Source organism: Pseudomonas sp. Pc102 (genome assembly GCF_018408275.1).
GTDB lineage: Bacteria > Pseudomonadota > Gammaproteobacteria > Pseudomonadales > Pseudomonadaceae > Metapseudomonas > Metapseudomonas tohonis.
Window position 1 is genome coordinate 1,083,309 of record NZ_AP021905.1, and the last position, 19,140, is coordinate 1,102,448.

Below are 19,140 nucleotides of genomic sequence, written 5' to 3' on the forward strand. Positions count from 1 at the left end.
CTCCTGGGAGTGGGTGCCGAAATGGCACATCGCTATGACTGGTGCGAAGGTGCCGGGTTCTCCCCTGGACATGCGCGGATACAAAGGCTCTCGGCAGGCTCGCGGGGCACTCGCCGGAGCCCGTGTGGCCGGGATGCGCCATATGAGGGCTGCAACCGCTCCGACAAGGTGCAGTGGAAGCGTCGGTAATTCGCCGTTTCAGAGCGGTTTATCCCTTTAGCTTTCGGCGGCTTTTATAGAATTGCACCAAAAAGATTCAATAAAGCGTCATTTTGCACTTCTGTAGGGCGTGTTTTCCTTGTTAGAGTCAGCGCCCTTTTGAACAGAACGAGCAGGCCAGGACGCCATGACCGAATCCGTCGACAACTATCTTGCCCGCCTGAAACGGCGTGACCCCGACCAGCCCGAGTTCCACCAGGCCGTGGAAGAAGTGCTGCGCAGCCTCTGGCCCTTCCTCGAAGCCAACCCGCGCTACCTGCAGGCTGGCATCCTCGAGCGCCTGGTGGAGCCCGAGCGCGCCATCCTGTTCCGCGTGCCCTGGGTCGACGATGCCGGCCGCGTGCGGGTCAACCGTGGCTACCGCGTGCAGATGAGCAGCGCCATCGGTCCCTACAAGGGTGGCCTGCGCTTCCACCCCTCGGTGAACCTCGGCGTGCTCAAGTTCCTGGCCTTCGAGCAGGTGTTCAAGAACTCCCTGACCTCGCTGCCCATGGGCGGCGGCAAGGGTGGTTCGGACTTCGACCCCAAGGGCAAGAGCGACGCCGAAGTCATGCGCTTCTGCCAGTCCTTCATGAGCGAGCTGTACCGCCACATCGGCGCCGACCTCGACGTGCCCGCCGGTGACATCGGTGTCGGCGCCCGCGAGATCGGCTTCCTCTTCGGCCAGTACAAGCGCCTGTCCAACGAGTTCACCTCGGTGCTCACCGGCAAGGGCCTGGCCTACGGCGGCAGCCTGATCCGCCCGGAAGCCACCGGCTACGGCTGCGTGTACTTCGCCCAAGAGATGCTCAAGGGCCGCAACAGCGGTTTCGACGGCCAGCGCGTGGCCATCTCCGGCTCCGGCAACGTCGCCCAGTACGCGGCGCAGAAGGTCATGGAGCTGGGCGGCAAGGTGATTTCCCTGTCCGACTCCGAAGGCACCCTGTTCGCCGAGGGCGGCCTCACCCAAGAACAGTGGGAGGCGGTGATGGAGCTGAAGAACGTGCGTCGCGGGCGCCTCAGCGAACTGCAGGGCGCCGGGCTGCGCTTCATCGCCGGCCAGCGCCCCTGGAATCTGGCCTGCGACATCGCGCTGCCCTGCGCCACCCAGAACGAGCTGGATGCCGATGACGCCCGCACCCTGCTGGCGGGCGGCTGCATCTGCGTCGCCGAAGGCGCCAACATGCCCTCGACCCTGGAGGCTGTGGATATCTTCATCGAGGCCGGCATCCTCTACGCGCCGGGCAAGGCCTCCAACGCCGGCGGCGTCGCCACCAGCGGCCTGGAGATGAGCCAGAACGCCATGCGCCTGCACTGGAGCGCCGGCGAGGTGGACCAGCGCCTGCACGGCATCATGCAGAACATCCACCATGCCTGCGTCGCCCACGGCGAGGAGAACGGCCGGATCAACTACGTGAAGGGCGCCAACATCGCCGGCTTCGTCAAGGTGGCCGACGCCATGCTGGCGCAAGGCGTGGTCTGAGACGCGACCGCTCTCCTGGTGGGAGCGGGGTCAGCCGCGAAGAAAAGGGCAGCCGATGGCTGCCCTTTGCGTTTGCACCACAGGGCGATCAGGCGCTGGCCCGCTGGCTCTCTTCCTGCAACCCCATGAAGCGGCGTATGCGCTCGCCGGCACGGTTCTCGCGGATCGCCTGGGGGCTGGCGTCGACCTGGACCAGGCCGTCCTCCATGAGGATCACCCGGTCGGAGATCGACAGCGCGAATTCCATCTCGTGGGTGACGATCACCAGCGTCATGCCCTCGCTGGCGAGGTCGCGGATCACCTTCAGCACTTCCCCCACCAGCTCCGGGTCGAGGGCCGAGGTGGGCTCGTCGAACAGCATGATCTGCGGGTCCATCGCCAGCGCGCGGGCGATGGCGACACGCTGCTGCTGGCCGCCGGAGAGCTGGTGCGGGTACTTGTGCGCATGCGCCAGCAGGCCGACCTTGTCCAGCAGGGCGCAGGCGCGGGCCTCCGCCTCCTGGCGTGACAGGCGGCCGTGGTAGCGCGGTGCCAGGGTGACGTTGTCGAGCAGGGTGCGGTGGGGAAACAGGTTGAAGTTCTGGAACACCATGCCGATGTGCTGCACGCCCCGGCGCACGCGGGCGTTGCCGGGTTTGTCACCCGAGGCGATGTAGGTTTCGCCGAAGAGCACGATCTCGCCCTGGTCGATGCTCTCCAGGCCGTTGATGGTACGGATCAACGATGTCTTCCCCGAGCCCGACGGGCCGATGATCGACACCACCTCGCCCGCTCCCACCTTGAGCTCGATGCCCTTGAGCACTTCGTGGCGGCCGTAGCGCTTGTGGATGTTCTGCAGTTGCAGCGCCGGTGGCGTGCCCTTGCCGGTGGCGCGCGCCAGCCGGGCGGCGAGGCGCTGGCCCGTGCCGCGCAGGGCGGCTACGGCCTCGGCGGTCAGCGTCTGCGGGGCGCGACGGGAGAGGTCGAGACGGCGCTCCAGCGCGCCCAGCAGCCAGCCGAACAGGGTGACGATCAGCACGTAGTAGGCGGCCACGGCGCAGAGCGTCTCCATCACCAGGAAGTTCTGCGCGTAGAGGCGCTGGCCGACCATCAGCAACTCGGTGAGGGAGATCACCGAGACCAGCGAGGTCAGCTTCACCACCGTGATGTATTCGTTGATCAGTGTCGGCAGGGAGATGCGGAAGGCCTGCGGGATGACGATCAGGCGCTGGATGCCGATCCCGCCGATGGCCAGTGCGCGGCCGGCTTCCTTCTGCCCCTTGGCCACCGAGATCAGCCCGCCGCGGTGGATCTCGGCCATGTAGGCGGCCTCGGTCAGCACCAGGGCGAACAGGCCGGCGAGAAAGGGGTTGGACAGCAGCTTGCCGGTGACCGGGAACAGCTGCGGCAGGTTGTAGACGAACACCACCAGCACCAGCAGCGGCACGCTGCGGAAGAACCAGATGTAGAGGCCCACCGGCACCCGCAGCAGCGGATGCGTGGAGAGCCTGGCGCTGGCCAGGAGAAAGCCCAGGACCATGCCGATGAACCAGGCCAGGGTGCTCAGTTCGATCACCGTGACGCAGGCCTTCCAGAAATCGACCAGCGAGAACAGCGAGAAGAAATACGACCATTCGAATTGCATGGGCACCTCGGTCGACCCGCCCTGCGAGGGCGGGCCCGTATCGCGGGAAACGGGGCGGCGCCCGAAGCGGCGCCGCCGTCACGCTCAGTTGGCGGCGGGGGCTTCGAGGCTGTATTTGCTCAGCATGGCGGTGTACTCGCCGCTGGCCTTGGCGCCTTCCAGGGCCTCGAGCAGGGCGTCGTGCAGCGCCTTGTTGTCCTTCTGCACGTAGATGCCGAGGGTCTGCTTGTAGATCAGCCCCGGGGTGCTGACCACCACGCGCTGGCGCGAGCGCTCGGCGATCTGCTTCGCCGCACCGGCGATCTCCACCTGGGCCTGGATATGGCCGGAGATCATCGCCTGGGTGGCCTCGGGGGCGGAGGGGTACTCGCTGACGGTGATGGCGCCCTTGCCGTTGGCGGTGCAGTAGCTGGAGGACAGCTCCTGCAGCTGGGTGACCCAGGTGGTGCCCTGCTGCAGGCCGACCTTGAGGCCACACAGCTCTTCCGGGGTCTCTGGCCTGGCCTCGGCGTCGGCCTTGACCAGGATCGAGGCGCCGGTCTGCGCGTAGGGGATGGCCAGTGCCTGGGCGGTGCGTTCCGGGGTGATGTACATGCCGGAGATCACCGTGTCGAAGTGGCGGGCATTGAGGCCGAGGATCAGCCCGGCGAACTTGGTGTTGACGTAGGCGACGTCCAGTTTCAGCTGCTTGGCCAGGGCTTGCGCCAGGTCCGGGTCGGACCCCACCACCTTGTCGCCCTCGTAGGACTCGAAGGGGGGGTAGGTGATGTCCATGCCGACCTTGAGCTGGCCGGGGGTGGTGACGCCGACGTCGGCCTGGACAAGGCCGGTGGCCAGCAGCGCGGCGGCGAGGGCGGTGGAACGCAGGGCGGTGGAAGGCTTCATGGGTGGTGCTCCTCTGGTCAGCGGATGTGTGCGGCTCAGGACGGCTGCATCTGGTTCTTCAGGTGGCCGAAGCTGGAGGGCTTGCGTGCCCGCTCCGGCAAGGCGATCTCGCCGGCTTCAACGCGCCGGCGCAGGTACTGGTACGTCTGCAAGGCCTGGGCCCACATGTGCTCGCCGATGGCGATCTCCTCGTAGGCCTGGGCGCCGTCACCGGCGAACTGCGGCAGCGGGCGGATCTGGGTGTGGAAGTCGCAGGCGTAGAACAGCGGGAAGGAGTAGCGCTCCTCGCGCACGCTGCGCACCCGGTGCGAGGTGGCGACGAAGGCGCCGGCGGTCATCACCTCCAGCATGTCGCCGATGTTCACCACGAAGGCCCCATCCAGGGGCGGCGCATCGATCCAGGCACCGTCCTCGTTCATCACCTCCAGGCCCGGCTTGTCGGCGAGCAGGATGGTGAAGCACTCGTAGTCGGTGTGGGCGCCGATGCCCGGGGCGTCCTGGGCGGCGTCGTCGAAGGGGTAGTGGATCAGGCGCAGCTTGGACGGCGGGCGGCTGACCATGGCATCGAAGTAGTCCTCCGGCAGCCCGAGGGCCAGGGCGAAGCCCTGGAACAGCCTGCGGCCGAGGGCGAAGACGTCGGCGTAGTAGGCCTGCACCGCTTCCTTGAAGCCGGGAACGCCCGGCCAGTCGTTGGGCCCCAGCAGCGGGGTGCCGGCGAGGAACAGCGGGTCGTCGCGGCTGACCTCGTAGCCGATGTCGAAGGCTTCCTTGTGATCCGGCTTGCCCTTGGAATAGACCTCCTCGCCTTCGGGGACGAAGCCCTTGTGGCTCTCGGAGGTGCCGATGTAGTGGCGCATCTTCGCGTCCAGCGGCTGGGCGAAGTAGTCCCGTGCGGCCTGGCGCAGGCCGTCGATGCGTGCCGCGGCGATGCCGTGGTTGCGGATATAGAGGAAGCCCACCTCGCGGGCCGCCTTGCCCAGGGCCTGCGCCACCGCCTGGCGGTCCTCCAGGCGTTCGCTGAACAGCCCGGCGATGTCGATGACCGGGATCGAGGTGAAGGCACTGCTGGCCGTGTCCTGTGCGTGCATGTCGTGGCTCCGTGTCAGCCGAAGAGGCGGTGGAAGTGCTGGCGCTGGCGCTGGCCGATCCACTGGTTGAGGGGCCAGAGGTCGGCGACCGGCATGTCGGTGAAGGGCAGGTGATGCAGATAACCGTCCGGACCGAACTCCGGCGTCAGCGTGGTCACGGCGTAGCCGCGCGCCTGCTGCGATCGCCACACCGCTTCCCAGTGGCGCTCGTGGAAGTCCAGCGCGGCGGCGTGTTCGGGGGCGGCGGGATGGGGCACCTGCGGCCCCTGGTCGTAGCCGACCCGCGCCTGGATGTGATGCACACGCTCGACGAAGGGGGCGAGGTCGTCCTCGGGGTCGTCCAGCAGGCGCTCGCAGGTCACCACCCAGTGGCTGATGTCGCTGGTGAAGCGCAGCTCCGGCAGTTGGCGGATCAGCTCCAGGGTGACCCAGGGGTTGAACAGCGAGCGGGCGCGATGGGTCTCGAAGCAGCAGACCAGCCCCTGGTCGGCGGCGATCTCCAGGGCGCGACCGAAGAAGTCCACCTGCATCGCCAGCGGCCAGCGGTCGTTGCCCGCCAGCAGGTTGACGAAACGCGGCTGCAGCTCGGCGGCCAGGTCCAGCTTGCGGGCCAGGTCCTCCAGGTGCTCGTCGGGCTGTGCGGCCTGCTTCGGCAGCACGTCGTAGGCGGTGAACAGGGTGCAGATGTAGGCCAGCTGGTTGTCGCGCAGCAGGCCGGCGAAGGCGCGGCGCTCGGCAGCGTCCAGCGGCAGGCGCGCTTCCATGCCGTCGAAGCCGGCGGCGCGCAGTTCCTCGAGGGCCTGGGCACGGGGCGCGGTGTAGCCCCAGAGGGTACGGAAGAGTTCGAGTCGCATGGGCGTATCCCGGTCAGGGACGCACCCGGCACGCAGGCCGACGGGCGCGGCTGGCGTGCCGGGCGGTCAGGCGATTGTCGTCAGCGGAGCCGGAAGGGAGAGATGCAACGGGCGGGGGCGTGATGCACGGCGCATGGGCGGTCCTCTGACAAGCTCGGTCGGGGCGGCTGGGCCGACCCTTTCTTGTGGTTACGCCACGGCTGTGGCGGGCTTGGGCAGTCAAAGGAATCACGGGTGGCCCGGGGAGGGGCCGCGCGCTCTGCGGCGCGATGAGCGATTCTGTGGCGCGCGCGGACCGCGAAAGAATAGGAAAGGCCAAATACTTAGTTCAGGAAATCCGAAACTAACAGGGGGCCGAAAGGATGACGGCGTGCTGCGCGGACGGGGCGGTCTGCGCTAGCTGTTGTGCACTCGATGCGAAGCCTCAAGCGCGGTGCTTCCGGTTATTCATGGCTCCCTGTCACGCCCACCGCATGGGTTTCGCTTCGCTCTACACCATCCTACGAAAGCCGCCAGCCGCAGCGCGCACCCAGTAGTGATGCGCACATCAATGTGAAGTCGTGAGCCTCGACGTTGGAGCAGCCGCCAAATGCCCCTTTCAGGAGGCCGAGCGCAATCGTCGTTTCAGGGGTTGAGCGACATGGATGTCGCGAGAGCCGCGATGGGCCATGGACGGCCCGAAGGAATTGCCGCGTTGGCTGGCGGGCTCCCTTGGCGGGGCGATACGTCGGCTCAATGCCCGATCAAGGCACGATCCATGGCCCGGCGCTTGTCGCGCTCCCAGTCCTCGTCGCGGTCCTTGGAGATTTGCTCGTGGAACTCGCGCAGCTCTTCGCTGCGCACCTGTTCCTTGCACTGCTCGAAACCGTCGCCCCAGCCTTCGGCGTAGGTGCGCTCCTTGAGGTAGCGCGGCACGTCCTTGCGGAAGGCGCCGGTGATCACACCCGCCGCCTGGCGCCCGCTGCTGCAGCCGTCACTGAAACCGTCGGCGAAGGCGGGTGGGTAGCCCTCGGCTATCAGGTGCTGGTGGGTGCTCTCGCAGCCTGCCAGCAGGGCGCCGCCGAGGACGAGGGGGATGGCAAGGGCGGCGCGGAATGACGCCATGTTCGACTCCCGTGCGCCCGTTCGCTGGGCGTACATGCGCGGATTTCATTGCGGCGGCCACCCGGGTTGGGACGGCCTGGCGCAAGTATCGGCGGGAGGATGTCGTGGATTCGTCAAACCGCCGTGATGGCGATGTCGTGGAAATCCTGCCGCTCGCTCCTGATCTGACAACGCACGGGAAGGAATTGCTGGATCACCTCGATGTTGCTCATCAGGTGCTCGCTGAGCACCGGGGCGCTGAAGCTGCCGCCGCCGGCCAGCGCCATGGGCAGCAGCAACTGGTCCGAGAGGTGTTCACCCACGGCCGCGCCGCTGGCCAGCCAGGCGCGGGCCTCGTTCACCGCCAGGTCGGCGACCCGTTCGGCCCCGACGCGGGGCTGGCCGAAGGCGCAGAACACCTCGGTCAGCGTCTCGCAGGCGAGCTCCAGTAACAGCGCGTTGCCCGGCCCCTGGTCATTGTCGATGAACTGCAGGCTCAGCTCGTCGTCACGCCAGCCCAGGCGCTTGGCCACCCGTTGCAGCTCGCGCTCGCCGACATGCCCGGGCACCCCGGCCAGCAGCGCACGGGCCTGGCGTTTCAGTACGGCCCCTGGCGGCTCCAGGTGCAGCGGGCGCAGTTCGCCGGGCGCCATGCGCAACCGCACCACCCCGCCCCCGGCCTGCATGAAGCCATGGCGCAGCAGTTCCAGCTCCACCTCGGTGCCCATGCGGCGCAGCAATGGCAGCCAGGCGCGCTGGAGAAAGTCCACCGGCGGCGCCAGCGGGTTATGGGTGCCGCCGCTGACTTCCAGCGTGCTCGGCCCCTCGGCGAACAGCAGCGCCGGCAGCAGGGTCTGCAGCACCAGGGTGCAGCTGCCCGCGCTGCCGATGGCGAAGCGGTAGTCACCCGCGCGGATGGTGCCGGGCGTGAAGCGCAGCGTCTGCGAGCCCAGCTCCGCGCCTTCCACCTCGGCGCCGCTGACCTCGGCCGCTGCCAGCACGGCCGTCAGGTGCTGGCGCAACAGGCCCGGGCGGCTGCGCTTCGCGCGGATATTGCGGATGCGGAAGGCCCGCCCGCTGATCATCGACAGGCTCAGCGCGCTGCGCAGGATCTGGCCACCGCCGATGGCGCCGTCGAGTTCGAGGAAATCCGTTTTCATGGTTCGGTGTTCCAATCAGTTGTTCTTGCCTGGCTGTCTGGCCAGGTCATGGCCATTTCAGCCGGTTGTACGGGTTCCGGGTGCTCGCCGGAGAAGTCAGCCAGTTGCGTCCATTCGAGGCTTTCTATGGGGCGTGGACATACCAGTACCTGGGCCTTTCGTCCCATCAGCAGCCGGCCGCTGCTGTCGAAGTCGACGAAGTCGGCATCCTCGAGCGCGGTGGGCTCGCCGTTTCTCCACAAGGTGAAGTGATTCCGCCACTGATACCGAGGCGCCCGGTGTTTCTGCCAGACCAGCATCAGCTCGCTCTGCTTCTTGGTCAGGCGCGTTTGGGCCTGCCAATTGTGGTTGGCTTCCGCTCCGTCTGGTCGATCTGGAGCCTGCCAGCCCCTGCGTAGGCAGGCCTGTGCCCAACTGGAAAAGCGTCCGCTCGACTCCACCAACAACGGCAGTTCGGAGCCTGCTCGACGCTCACGAGGCTGGGCAATGTTGAGCGTTACCTGGCGAACATCTTTGAAAACGCCACCGCCCTCGTATCCGGAGTGAGTCCACAGCGCCAGTGCGGTGAAGTGCGGGGGGCGGCTGACTGCTGTCCAGACGGGGCCGTAATCCTCGGGCCAGTAGCGTCGTCCCTCGCGCCGCGCGAGATAGAGGAACAGCTCGCCATCTTCCGACAGGTCGCATTGCTCCGTGGCGATGGCGCCGTGGAACCACTGACCAGGCTCGAAGCTGTCGTCCTTCAGGTCCCAGCGGATCATCCGCACCCAATCGCTGGGGCCACGGCGCAGCAGCACCGCTACCGGTGCGCTGCGGGCGAACCAGGCCTGCAGGCTGCACTTGGCGGGTGTTCTTGCCGGGCCCTTGGTCTTGCTGGTCATGTGTCCTGGTCGTCCTTGTTCATGGTTCGTTACAGCGCCCTCATCAGCGCCGAGAGCTCTTCCTCCGGCATCAACTGCTGGCCACGCAGGCTCTCCAGCCGGGCCTTGAGGTGGGTCGTGCTGGTCCAGTTGACGAGTCTTTTCTGCCTGTGGCGCCAGACGCGGAGTGCCTGCAACCAGGGTTCGCGTGATGCTTGCGGCGCCTCGCAGAGCCCCTCCAGCAGTGCCTCCAACTGGGCGTGGGCGGGGAGCATCCGGCTGAGGCGAAGGCAGCCCGCCATGTCGGTTGCGGCAAGGCGTGTCATCGCTGCCCGGAGTGCCGGTTCGAACGCTGGATGGCACAGGCGCTCCAGGCCCTGCAGCGCTTCGACGAGTACACCCGGCGCGCGGTCATCCAGCAAGGCGAGGCAGGCATCGCCGGCCTGCTCCGGAACCCGATCCACCAGCACCTGCAAGCCTCTGCGGCGGACCGACGGCAAGGGCGAGGCGAGCGCCTGGCGGGCCAGGGGCACGGCCTCCTCCAGGCGCAGCTCGGCGGCCTGGCCGAGCACGCCGTGCCAGCGCCCCCTGTCCACCGGGTCCAGCACCAGCGCCCGGCGTACCACGGCCGCCGCATCGACACCGTGGCGCGGTGCGGCCCAGCGGGCCAGGTCGCGGACGGATGGCGAGACGTCCAGCAGGGCCGTTTCCAGCCAGCCGTGCAGTTCCGGTGCATTGGGCTCGGCCTTGATCACCGCGTACAGCGCCCTGGCGCGCAGGCGGCCGTTGCGGTCCGAGAGGGCCTGTCGCCAGAGCGGTGTGGCTGATTCCGTCGGCAGGTGGCCCAGCCTGTCCATGACCCGGGCACGCAGTGCCGGATCGGGGTGCACCAGGGCCTTGTCGATCAGCTCGGCATCCGGCTGTTCTTCGTTTGCCAGGGCGTCGAAGACGAAGCGGGCCTCCTGGCCGCGTAGGCCTGGCAATGCCGCCCGCACGTTGCTTCGCAGGGCGGGCTCGCGCAGGCGCGCGCGGATGCGCTCGAGGGCCACGCTGTGGTCGGCGCGCTGCTTGCGCTGCAGGTCCAGCAGCAGGTCGAGGTTGTCCAGCAGGCCTTCGGCCGTGGCGTTGGGTTGCCGGCGCTCCAGTTCGGCCCGCGCCAGTTCGCGCAGGTTCGCCACTGGGTCGTTCAGGCAGACGAGGCAGTGGGCGAGGGCGGTTTCATCCTCGCGCTCCAGCTGGCGACGCAGCACGCCCTCGCGGATGAAGCCGTTGCGTTGCAGCGGCAATTCGCGGGCCGTGATGACGGTCCCATTGGCGAGGGCGGTTTCGGCTTCGTCCAGCCGGTACCGCAGCCAGTCGGTGTACTCGCCCGCTGCCTGTTTTACGCGTAGCTGGTCCCGCCAATGGGCGAGCCATTGCGTGGTGTTCATTGGGGTCTCCTTGGAGGGGGATCAGGCCCCATCCGCCTCCCGCCGGCTTACTGCGTCGGTGCGGGCGTGGTCAATAGCTGTGCCAGCGGCACGGTCTCCGGGCGCAGGGTCGCTGCGCACGTGTGCAGGCGGGTGGTTTCCGCCCGGGCTTCGGCGTCGCTTTCCGCCACCTGTGCCAGGGCGTAGCGGGCCGCTCCCGATGCGCCGGTATCGATGACCGCATAGGCTGCCAGGCAGCCTTCCTGCTGGTCCCGGGCCGCCTGGGCGGCCATGGCGCTGGGGTGGCGCTCGGCGACCACGGCGCGCAGGGCCGGCGAGGGCGGTGCCATCGCCTCGATGAAAGCCGTGCGATCCGGGTGCCAGGTCAGGCGGCGCGTCTCCAGGCGGTCCGCTGCGTCGATCGCGGCGGCACGCTCGTGCACCAGCAGCACCGGGCCGTCGCCCGTGGGTGCCAGCACCCAGCTCTGGTTCGGCCCCGGGGCTTCGTCGTGGGACCAGGCCAGGTGCGGGCCCTGGGGCGTGGCGAGGTACAGGGCGTGATGGCGCTTGGGGTGCTCGAAGCCGCCCATCTGGCTGACCAGCAACGCGGGTGTGCCATCTGCCAGCCGCAGCAGGCGAGCGGCCGCGCTGACCTGCCCCTCTTCCTCGCCGGTTATCCACACCCTGGGCGCCGCGCCAGCCCCCAGGGGCGTGCCGGCGCCGTACAGGGGATCGGGCGCTGCCTGGCTGGCTGGTGCCGCTGTCGCTGCCCAGTGCAGCGCCACCGTGGTGCCGTGTGGGCGGCCGTCTTTCAACAGGCGCAGCTCGAACGGGCAGGGCGCGGTGGTGCAGGCGGGCAGTGACAGCTCGTAGGCCGTCGCCGAGTCCAGAGGCAGGGTGTCCAGCACCTGGCGCTCCTGGGCGGCGAGGCCGCTGGTCAGGCCCAGGAGCAGCAGGCCGGCGAAGGGTTTGAAGTCCATTTCAGCTGTTCTCCATTGATGCGATGGCCTCAGGTGGCGTGGGTGTGCACGCAGTGCCGCATGAATTCATCCAGCAAGGCGTCGTCCCCCTGGCCGCGTGGCAGTTGCGGGGCTTCGCCGGCGCTGGCCAGCTGGGCCTCGATGAAGGCGTGCAGCACCTCGCGGCGCGGGCCGTGGGTGGCTTCGGTGGCGGCGCGCTTGAGCTGCAGCAGCTCGTCGATTTCCGCCAGCAGCGCCGGGTCGTCCAGGGTCACCAGCAGGTCCTCGAAGGGCATCGGCGGGCGGCCACGGCCCTGGTCGAGCCAGCGTACCGCCAACAGTGGGCGCAGGACGTAGAGGTACTTCTTGAAACGCACCTCGTCGCCTTGCAGGTAGCTACGGAAGTTCTTCTTGGCCATGGACAGGTAGTGGTGGCGCACGGCCCGGGGCGACCAGAAGGCTTCGGCCAGTTCGCGCAGGCGCGCGGTGGCGGCGTCGTCCTGGCGGTAGACCAGGGGCGAGTCGAGCCACTCCAGCAGCGTGGGGTTGGAGTTGCGCAGCAGGCGCAGGGCCTTGCGCAGCTCCCAGCCGCTCACATCCAGTTCGTCGTCCAGCGGGCGCTCGATCACGTCGCGCGGCTCGCGTACCTGCAGGTACCAGTCGGGCTGCTCGACGTAGACGAAGCGCACGTCGTAGTCGCTGTCGCTGGAGGCGAAGCCCCAGGCGCGGCTGCCGGATTCGCAGGCGTAGAGCACGGTGACGTTGCGCTCGCGCTCGACCCGTTGCAGTTCCTCCAGCACCCGCTCGCGCATGGCGGCGGGGAGGGGATGGCGGTGGTCGCTGGTCATTTCGTTTGTTCCCTTACTGCTTCAATCGGTGGCGCTGGCGGCCAGCGCGCTGAGTGTTCGTCGTCTCGGGTTGTACAGGGTGAGGCACCAGATGCCCCACCATTCCTTGCCGTCATCGAAGTAGCTGCTCCAGGCGCTGCGCTGGGGTTCGTCGTCGGCGTTGCCGACCCAGTCCAGCACCTGCATCCCCTCATCGGCGTGCAGGCGCAGGACCTCGCGCCATTCGCGGAAGTCCTCCATCTGCAGCGCGGTGCCGTAGGGCGGGCCGACCAGGGCCCGGTACAGCGGCCCGTCGTCGCGGGCCAGTTCCTCGATGCGCGCGGCATCCAGGGCCTGCGGGCGGGCCTGCTCCAGGTCCGGGATCAGCTCCGGCCAGGGATGGTTGGCGTACTGCGGGTGTTGTTCCACCAGCTTGCGGCGCCATTCCTGGGCGCGTTCGCGGATGCCTTCGAACAGCACCCGCAGCGCATCCTTGTGCTCGGCCTCGCCGGGGCGGGCGGTCATATCCAGGCCCAGCACGACGAAGTCGAAGACGCTGCCGGCTTCGTCGAGGCGGGCCCGGAGTTCTTTCACCCGACGGCTTTCCAGTTTCTGCAACATCAGTCGCTCTCCCTCAGGGTCGAAAGGCGTTGGCGGGGCAACGCCGATCATTCTTCATCCTTTAACGCAGACCACCTGGCGCAGGGTGTGCACCACTTCCACCAGCTCGCGCTGGGCATGCATCACGGCGTCGATGTCCTTGTAGGCCATGGGGATCTCGTCGATCACGTCCTCGTCCTTGCGGCATTCCACATGGGCGGTGGCGCGGATCTGGTCGTCCACGGTGAACAGCTTCTTCGCCTTGGTGCGGCTCATGGTGCGGCCGGCGCCGTGGCTGCAGGAGCAGAACGCTTCCTCGTTACCCAGGCCGCGCACGATGAAGCTGCGCGCGCCCATGGACCCCGGGATGATGCCCAGCTGGCCCTTCTGCGCCGATACCGCGCCCTTGCGGGTCACCAGGACTTCCTGGCCGAAGTGCCGCTCCTTCTGCACGTAGTTGTGGTGGCAGTTCACCGCTTCCAGGTTGGCCTCGAAGGGTTTCTTGATCACCGTACGCGCCGCCGCGATCACGGCGTGCATCATCAGTGCGCGGTTCTGCTTGGCGAAGTCCTGGGCCCAGCCCACGGCCTCCACGTAGTCGTCGAAGTGCTGGCTGCCTTCTTCGAAGTAGGCCAGGTCGCGGTCCGGCAGGTTGGCGATGTGCTGGCGCATATCGGCCTGGGCCAGTTCGATGAACAGGCTGCCGATGGCGTTACCCACACCGCGCGATCCGCTGTGGAGCATGAACCAGACGCGCTGGGCCTCGTCCAGGCAGACCTCGATGAAGTGGTTGCCGGTTCCCAGGGTTCCCAGGTGCTTGCGGTTGTTGGTTTTCTCCAGGCGCGGGTACTTGTCGGTGATCACCTTGAAGCGCCCGGCCAGGGCCGACCAGGCGTGGTCCGCCAGCTCCGGCACGTCTTCCCAGGCGCCCTTGTCTCGACCACCGCGGGACACGCTGCGCCCATGGGGCACGGCCTTCTCGATGGCGCTACGCAGGCCGGCCAGGTTGTCCGGCAGGTCGGAGGCGGTCAGCGAGGTGCGCGCGGCGATCATTCCGCAACCGATGTCCACGCCCACGGCGGCCGGGATGATGGCGCCAACGGTGGGGATCACGCTGCCGATGGTCGACCCCTTGCCCAGGTGCACGTCCGGCATCACGGCCAGGTGCTTGAAGATGAAGGGCATCTTCGCGGTGTTGATCAGTTGCTTGCGCGCGTCGTCCTCCACCGGTACGCCCTGGGTCCAGAGCTTGATCGGTTTGCCGTTGGCGACTTCCAGCAGGTTGTAGTGCTTTTCCATGGTTCCTTCTTTCCTTTCAAAACGGCGACAAGTCGGGTGAAACGGCATCGCGCTCTATCCAATTGAGCTACGGCCCCGGAGAGCCGGCGGGAGTCGAACCCGCAACCACGACGTCCTGTAGTTCCACCGGCATTCGCCGGGCAAATCCGGTTGGCCGCCTGGGCGGCCGGGGTGCAGCGACAAGGGATGTGGACATGAATTGCTCTACCCGCTGAGCTACCCGTTGCCGGGGCGGGGCTCGAACCCGCGACACATGTAATGCCCATTGCATTCGCTGCCGACCCTTGCGGGCCGTTGTGAAACAGGTGCGACGACAAAAGGTGGTGAAACGTTTTCGTGTTCTACCGTTGAACTACGGCCCCGCAGTATTGGAGCCGACGGGATTCGAACCCGCATCTCGACCGTTGGAGGGTGTAGTTCCACCGGCATTCGTCGCAAAACTCAAGGTGGCACGACAAGGGAAGGTGACTGTTCCGCGTTGCCGCGGGCCGGAATCGAACCGGCTCAACCGATGTACAGCCATCTGCATTCGTGCCGCGCGTTACGGTGACAAGAGTGTGCAGGGACATCGGTGATGGAGTCCCGGCTGCATTCGCCGTCTCGCGCTTCAACGCATTGCGGGCCCCGCCCCATTGCGGGTCCCTTGATTACTCCGTATCGCTACAGCTCGGTCGCCTCGATCAGCTCGACCCAGTGCCGCGCGCCGTATTCGCCAATGGCGAACTGGGCGATCACATCGAATACCGCATCGCCGAAACCGCCGACGTTGAGGATGTCCTGCTGCTCCTGCGCCTGGGTGGTGCCGTAGGGCTGGATGTCGATGCAGACCATCTTCGCCTTCGGGTTCAGCCGCTTCAGCTGCTGCCACTGGAGCATGGTTTCGGTGGCGCCGCGCCGTTTGGCGTCGATCCAGGATTCGTTGTCCGAAACCAGGATCAGCGTGTCCACCTTGGCCTTCTCCTTCACCAACTGCGCCAGCGGTGCCGAGCAGTTGGTGCCACCGCCGCCGATCGAGGCCAGCTTCTGCGCGTTGCTCATCACGCTGTCACGCGGGTTGAGGCGCACGTCCACCACCTGGTTCTCGAACGGCATCACCCGCGCCGCCGGCTGCTTGCGCAGCACCGCTGCGGCCATCAGCGCCGCCACATCGATGCAGCGCACCGTGCTGGTGGCGCCCGGGCGGTAGCCGGTGGCCGGGCTCTGCATGGAGCCGGATACGTCCGGGCACACCACCACGTTGCCCCGCAGCGCCGGCACATTGGCCAGCGACAGTTCCAGTGCGTCCTGCAGCGACTCGCGCACCGGCTCCGGTACTTCGCTGCCGGCCATCTTGTAGGCAGTCAGCAACTGGTACGGGTAGACCCGTGCCTTGGCCACCGCTTCCCGGTCCGCCAGCCGCGCGGCAACCGTGTAGGCCGCGCCGTGCAACTGGAACACACCGTGGCGTGCCAGGGTGTTGAGGTTCATCCGCAGGGCCTGCCAGCCCATTCGCTGTGCCTGTACCAGCCACTGTTCAGCGCTCAGCTGACGGTCACCCAGCAATTGGAAGGGCACGTCCGGCAGCTCGTCGCTGGCGCCGCTGCGGTAAGCAAGCAGGGCGCGGGTCAGCGGCGGCAGCGCGTCGGCGTCCGCCGGCTTGCCGAGTACCCAGGCGAAGAAGGCTTCACGCCAGGCTTCGCTCGGTTTCGGGTGGACCATCTTCAGCACATCCGCCAGGGACGGCTGGTTGCCGATCGCCGCCTGCAGCAGTTGGCGCTCGCTGGCGCTGTTCAGCCAGTCCTGCACCAGGCGCTTGGGCTGCGTACCGAGCGACTTGCGACCGGTCACGCCGCTGCGCAGGATCTGCACGAAGTTGCGCAGCATCTTGCCGTTGTCTACTACCTGGCCGAAGACGGCCGGCAGCAGGGAGGAGCGTTGTGCCGCCAGGGCGGTCACCAGCAGGGCCGGCATGTCTTTCATATGGCCGGCACGGCGGGCGTACACGGCGGTCTTCGCCACGAAGGCTGCGTCCAGCTGGGCCACCAGCGCCAGCACCTCGGCCAGTTGCTCGGGGGCATCGGCGTAGAAGGTCTGGTTCAGGCAACCGGTCATCGCCAGTTGCGCCAGCTTGTGCTTCGGCTGCAGGGCATAGGCGCCGGCCTTGCTGCGGTTGTAGGTATCCACCTGCGGCAGGGTGGCTGCCTGGGTGTTGAAGAGGGCGGTGTTGGCCATCGTGGCGTCTCGCTCTGTTGTCCTTTCGTTGACAGGGATATAGCGAGCGGCGTGCCAGTTTCGTTGATGAGGATGAAAATATTTTTCAAGCAATTGATTTTTAAGGACTTTATTTTTACGGCGGGTGATTCAAGGATCTTGCCCAGCGGGCTTCGATAAAGATATCCATATTCGTGGATATACGAATTTATATTTTTGGATAAACTCGCCGCCACCGATGCGCCATCGACAAGGACATGCCATGCGCTTTCCACTTTTCCTCATCTCCAGCCTGTTCGCCTGCCTGGCCCAGGCCGCGCCACTGCCCGAGGTGCACGAGGGCGACATCATCTTCCACCAGTCGCGCTCGGCGCAGAGCTTGGCGGTGCAGCAGGCCACCCATTCGCGCTACAGCCACATGGGGCTGGTGCTGGCGCGCAACGGCACGCTGCAGGTGTTCGAGGCCGGGGCGACGGTGCAGTACGTGCCGCTGCAGCACTGGATCGCCCGGGGCGAGGGCGGTCATTACGTGGTCAAGCGCCTGGCCCGCGCGGATGAACTGCTGACCCACGATGCGCTGGTGCACATGCGCGAGCTGGCGGAGGGCATGCGCGGGCGTCGTTATGACCTGGCCTTCGAGTGGAACGACCAGCGGCTGTACTGCTCGGAGCTGGTGTGGAAGCTCTACGAGCGCACCCTCGGCCTGCGCCTGGGCGAGTTGCAGCGCATCCGCGACTTCGACCTCGGCTCGCCGGTGGTGAAGGCGAAGATGCGCGAGCGCTACGGCCAGGACATCCCGCTGGATGAGACCGTGATCTCGCCGGTGGCGATCTTCGAGTCGCCGCAGCTGATCACCGTGGCGCAGGAGTGAGCATGGCCCGCAAGACCGTCGCCATCGGCTTCGTCGGCGCCACCCTGGATCGCATGGGCAAGGGCGCCGAGCGCTGGAACAAGTGGCGCCCGAGCGTGGGCCTGTGCCAGCAACCGGACCTGCTGGTGGACCGCCTGGAGCTGATCCACGGCAGCGATGCCCGCGACCTGGGGCTGTCCCAGCGCATCAAGGGCGACGTTGAGCAGGTGTCGCCGCAGACCGAGGTGCGCCTGCACGAGATGCCGCTGCGCAACCCCTGGGACTTCGAGGAGGTGTATGGCGCGCTGCATGACTTCGTCAGCGCCTACCGCTTCGATACCGAGCACGAGGACTACCTGGTGCACATCACCACCGGTACCCACGTGGCGCAGATCTGCTGGTTCCTGCTTACCGAGGCGCGCTACCTGCCGGCGCGCCTGGTGCAGACCTCCCCGGCCCGTCGTCGCGACGAGGACCGCCACGCCATCGGCACCCACTCGCTGATCGACCTCGACCTGTCGCGCTACGACCGCATCGCCTCGCGCTTCCAGCGCGAACAGCTGGAAAGCCTGGCGTTGCTCAAGTCCGGCATCGCCACGCGCAACACGGCGTTCAACCGCAGCATCGAGCAGATCGAGCGGGTGGCACTGCGCTCCCGCGCACCCATGCTGCTGGTGGGGCCGACCGGGGCGGGCAAGTCGTTCCTGGCGCGGCGCATCTTCGAGCTGAAGGATGCGCGTCACCAGATCAAGGGCCGCTTCGTCGAGGTGAACTGCGCGACCCTGCGCGGCGACGGTGCGATGTCGGCGCTGTTCGGCCACATCAAGGGGGCCTTCACCGGGGCGCAGAACGCCCGCGATGGCCTGCTGCGCGCGGCGGATGGCGGCATGCTGTTCCTCGACGAGATCGGCGAGCTGGGCCTCGACGAGCAGGCCATGCTGCTCAAGGCCATCGAGGAGAAGCGCTTCTTCCCCATGGGCGCCGACCGCGAGGTGGAGAGCGACTTCCTGCTGATCGCCGGCACCCACCGTGACCTGCGTACGCGGGTGGCCGAGGGGCTGTTCCGTGAGGACCTGTACGCGCGCATCAACCTCTGGACCTTCGAGCTGCCGGGCCTGGCCGGGCGCCGCGAGGACATCGAGCCGAACATCGATTTCGAACTGGAGCGCCACGCCCGCGAGCAGGGGCGCATGGTGCGCTTCAACGCCGAGGCGCGGCGCCGTTACCTGGCCTTCGCCTGCTCGGCGGAGGCGCGCTGGGCGGGGAACTTCCGCGAGCTGTCGGCCTCCATCACGCGCATGGCGACCCTGGCCGACAGCGGTCGCATCGACGAGGCGCTGGTGCAGGAGGAGATCGACCGCCTGCGCTACGCCTGGGGCGCCCAGGGGCAGGCGGATGACGGCCTGGCGACGCTGCTCGGCGAGCGGCTGGTGGAACTGGACCGCTTCGACCGCCTGCAACTGGCGGCGGTGGTCGCGGTGTGCCGCGAGGCGAGCAGCCTGTCCGAAGCGGGGCGGCTGCTTTATGACGTATCACGGCAGGCCAAGGCGCAGCCCAATGACGCGGACCGGTTGCGCAAATACCTGGGGCGGTTCGGCTTGGAGTGGAAGGACCTGGCCGCCGGCTGAGGTGGCTTGATCGTCGTGCCAGCCTCGACTCCGCTTGGTGGAGGTAAAAAGCGACCTCCACCCTACGCAGCGGTCATGCCCATTCGGTGGGGACGCATGTGTAGGCGCGACTTCAGTTGGGCTCGGCTATCCTTTGCGCCTTTCGC

16 protein-coding genes are annotated in these 19,140 nt (G+C 67.5%); 3 read left to right on the forward strand and 13 right to left on the reverse strand.

What is annotated here, in order from left to right:
* Positions 1–346 precede the first annotated feature (346 nt).
* Positions 347–1,681 carry an NADP-specific glutamate dehydrogenase gene (gene gdhA, locus PHLH3_RS05150; RefSeq protein WP_213628450.1) on the forward strand — a complete coding sequence of 445 codons (1,335 nt, stop codon included), beginning with the start codon at positions 347–349 and terminating at the stop codon, positions 1,679–1,681.
* An 88-nt stretch (positions 1,682–1,769) separates the two neighbouring features.
* Here gdhA and PHLH3_RS05155 read toward each other — a convergent pair whose 3' ends face one another.
* From PHLH3_RS05155 to PHLH3_RS05215, 13 genes are all read right to left on the reverse strand, one after another.
* The gene (locus PHLH3_RS05155; protein WP_213628451.1) at positions 1,770–3,305 is read right to left on the reverse strand and encodes an amino acid ABC transporter permease/ATP-binding protein; all 1,536 of its coding nucleotides are present in this window, start codon (positions 3,303–3,305) and stop codon (positions 1,770–1,772) included.
* Between the two features lie 84 nt (positions 3,306–3,389).
* Positions 3,390–4,190, reverse strand: a complete 801-nt coding sequence (locus PHLH3_RS05160) for an ABC transporter substrate-binding protein (RefSeq protein WP_213628452.1) — start codon at positions 4,188–4,190, stop codon at positions 3,390–3,392.
* A 35-nt stretch (positions 4,191–4,225) separates the two neighbouring features.
* Complete coding sequence (locus tag PHLH3_RS05165; RefSeq protein WP_173173420.1) at positions 4,226–5,278, reverse strand: isopenicillin N synthase family oxygenase; 1,053 nt, start codon at positions 5,276–5,278, stop codon at positions 4,226–4,228.
* A 14-nt stretch (positions 5,279–5,292) separates the two neighbouring features.
* A complete protein-coding gene (locus PHLH3_RS05170; protein WP_213628453.1) occupies positions 5,293–6,132 on the reverse strand; it encodes a TIM barrel protein in 840 nt (279 codons plus the stop codon).
* A gap of 732 nt (positions 6,133–6,864) precedes the next feature.
* Positions 6,865–7,236, reverse strand: coding sequence for a hypothetical protein (locus PHLH3_RS05175; protein ID WP_213628454.1), 372 nt, complete (start codon positions 7,234–7,236; stop codon positions 6,865–6,867).
* A gap of 113 nt (positions 7,237–7,349) precedes the next feature.
* A complete protein-coding gene (gene rtcA, locus PHLH3_RS05180; RefSeq protein WP_213628455.1) occupies positions 7,350–8,375 on the reverse strand; it encodes an RNA 3'-terminal phosphate cyclase in 1,026 nt (341 codons plus the stop codon).
* Complete coding sequence (locus tag PHLH3_RS05185; RefSeq protein ID WP_213628456.1) at positions 8,372–9,253, reverse strand: hypothetical protein; 882 nt, start codon at positions 9,251–9,253, stop codon at positions 8,372–8,374. Before PHLH3_RS05185 ends, rtcA begins: the two co-directional genes overlap by 4 nt.
* A gap of 29 nt (positions 9,254–9,282) precedes the next feature.
* Positions 9,283–10,662: a hypothetical protein gene (locus tag PHLH3_RS05190; RefSeq protein ID WP_213628457.1), complete on the reverse strand. Its 1,380-nt coding sequence runs from the start codon at positions 10,660–10,662 to the stop codon at positions 9,283–9,285.
* Between the two features lie 47 nt (positions 10,663–10,709).
* Positions 10,710–11,621, reverse strand: a complete 912-nt coding sequence (locus tag PHLH3_RS05195; RefSeq protein ID WP_213628458.1) for a hypothetical protein — start codon at positions 11,619–11,621, stop codon at positions 10,710–10,712.
* Positions 11,622–11,650: 29 nt separating this feature from the next.
* The gene (locus tag PHLH3_RS05200) at positions 11,651–12,448 is read right to left on the reverse strand and encodes a nucleotidyltransferase domain-containing protein (RefSeq protein WP_213628459.1); all 798 of its coding nucleotides are present in this window, start codon (positions 12,446–12,448) and stop codon (positions 11,651–11,653) included.
* A gap of 21 nt (positions 12,449–12,469) precedes the next feature.
* The gene (locus PHLH3_RS05205) at positions 12,470–13,048 is read right to left on the reverse strand and encodes a hypothetical protein (protein WP_213628460.1); all 579 of its coding nucleotides are present in this window, start codon (positions 13,046–13,048) and stop codon (positions 12,470–12,472) included.
* 54 nt (positions 13,049–13,102) lie between these two features.
* Positions 13,103–14,326: an RtcB family protein gene (locus PHLH3_RS05210; RefSeq protein ID WP_213628461.1), complete on the reverse strand. Its 1,224-nt coding sequence runs from the start codon at positions 14,324–14,326 to the stop codon at positions 13,103–13,105.
* 660 nt (positions 14,327–14,986) lie between these two features.
* A complete protein-coding gene (locus PHLH3_RS05215; RefSeq protein ID WP_213628462.1) occupies positions 14,987–16,537 on the reverse strand; it encodes a TROVE domain-containing protein in 1,551 nt (516 codons plus the stop codon).
* A 241-nt stretch (positions 16,538–16,778) separates the two neighbouring features.
* Here PHLH3_RS05215 and PHLH3_RS05220 point away from each other — a divergent pair, with 241 nt between their 5' ends.
* Positions 16,779–17,387 carry a YiiX family permuted papain-like enzyme gene (locus PHLH3_RS05220; RefSeq protein WP_244862982.1) on the forward strand — a complete coding sequence of 203 codons (609 nt, stop codon included), beginning with the start codon at positions 16,779–16,781 and terminating at the stop codon, positions 17,385–17,387.
* Positions 17,388–17,389: 2 nt separating this feature from the next.
* Positions 17,390–18,994, forward strand: coding sequence for an RNA repair transcriptional activator RtcR (gene rtcR, locus PHLH3_RS05225; protein WP_213628464.1), 1,605 nt, complete (start codon positions 17,390–17,392; stop codon positions 18,992–18,994).
* The last annotated feature ends 146 nt before the right edge of the window (positions 18,995–19,140 follow it).

Excerpts from the sequence above, each read along its gene's own strand:
- PHLH3_RS05170 (WP_213628453.1), bottom strand. The coding sequence starts at position 6,132 with ATGCGACTCGAACTCTTCCGTACCCTCTGGGGCTACACCGCGCCCCGT.
- PHLH3_RS05200 (WP_213628459.1), bottom strand. The coding sequence starts at position 12,448 with ATGACCAGCGACCACCGCCATCCCCTCCCCGCCGCCATGCGCGAGCGG.
- rtcA (WP_213628455.1), bottom strand. The coding sequence starts at position 8,375 with ATGAAAACGGATTTCCTCGAACTCGACGGCGCCATCGGCGGTGGCCAG.
- PHLH3_RS05175 (WP_213628454.1), bottom strand. The coding sequence starts at position 7,236 with ATGGCGTCATTCCGCGCCGCCCTTGCCATCCCCCTCGTCCTCGGCGGC.
- rtcR (WP_213628464.1), top strand. The coding sequence starts at position 17,390 with ATGGCCCGCAAGACCGTCGCCATCGGCTTCGTCGGCGCCACCCTGGAT.
- PHLH3_RS05190 (WP_213628457.1), bottom strand. The coding sequence starts at position 10,662 with ATGAACACCACGCAATGGCTCGCCCATTGGCGGGACCAGCTACGCGTA.
- PHLH3_RS05185 (WP_213628456.1), bottom strand. The coding sequence starts at position 9,253 with ATGACCAGCAAGACCAAGGGCCCGGCAAGAACACCCGCCAAGTGCAGC.
- PHLH3_RS05165 (WP_173173420.1), bottom strand. The coding sequence starts at position 5,278 with ATGCACGCACAGGACACGGCCAGCAGTGCCTTCACCTCGATCCCGGTC.
- PHLH3_RS05160 (WP_213628452.1), bottom strand. The coding sequence starts at position 4,190 with ATGAAGCCTTCCACCGCCCTGCGTTCCACCGCCCTCGCCGCCGCGCTG.
- PHLH3_RS05210 (WP_213628461.1), bottom strand. The coding sequence starts at position 14,326 with ATGGAAAAGCACTACAACCTGCTGGAAGTCGCCAACGGCAAACCGATC.
- PHLH3_RS05155 (WP_213628451.1), bottom strand. The coding sequence starts at position 3,305 with ATGCAATTCGAATGGTCGTATTTCTTCTCGCTGTTCTCGCTGGTCGAT.
- PHLH3_RS05205 (WP_213628460.1), bottom strand. The coding sequence starts at position 13,048 with ATGTTGCAGAAACTGGAAAGCCGTCGGGTGAAAGAACTCCGGGCCCGC.
- PHLH3_RS05220 (WP_244862982.1), top strand. The coding sequence starts at position 16,779 with ATGCGCTTTCCACTTTTCCTCATCTCCAGCCTGTTCGCCTGCCTGGCC.
- PHLH3_RS05215 (WP_213628462.1), bottom strand. The coding sequence starts at position 16,537 with ATGGCCAACACCGCCCTCTTCAACACCCAGGCAGCCACCCTGCCGCAG.
- gdhA (WP_213628450.1), top strand. The coding sequence starts at position 347 with ATGACCGAATCCGTCGACAACTATCTTGCCCGCCTGAAACGGCGTGAC.
- PHLH3_RS05195 (WP_213628458.1), bottom strand. The coding sequence starts at position 11,621 with ATGGACTTCAAACCCTTCGCCGGCCTGCTGCTCCTGGGCCTGACCAGC.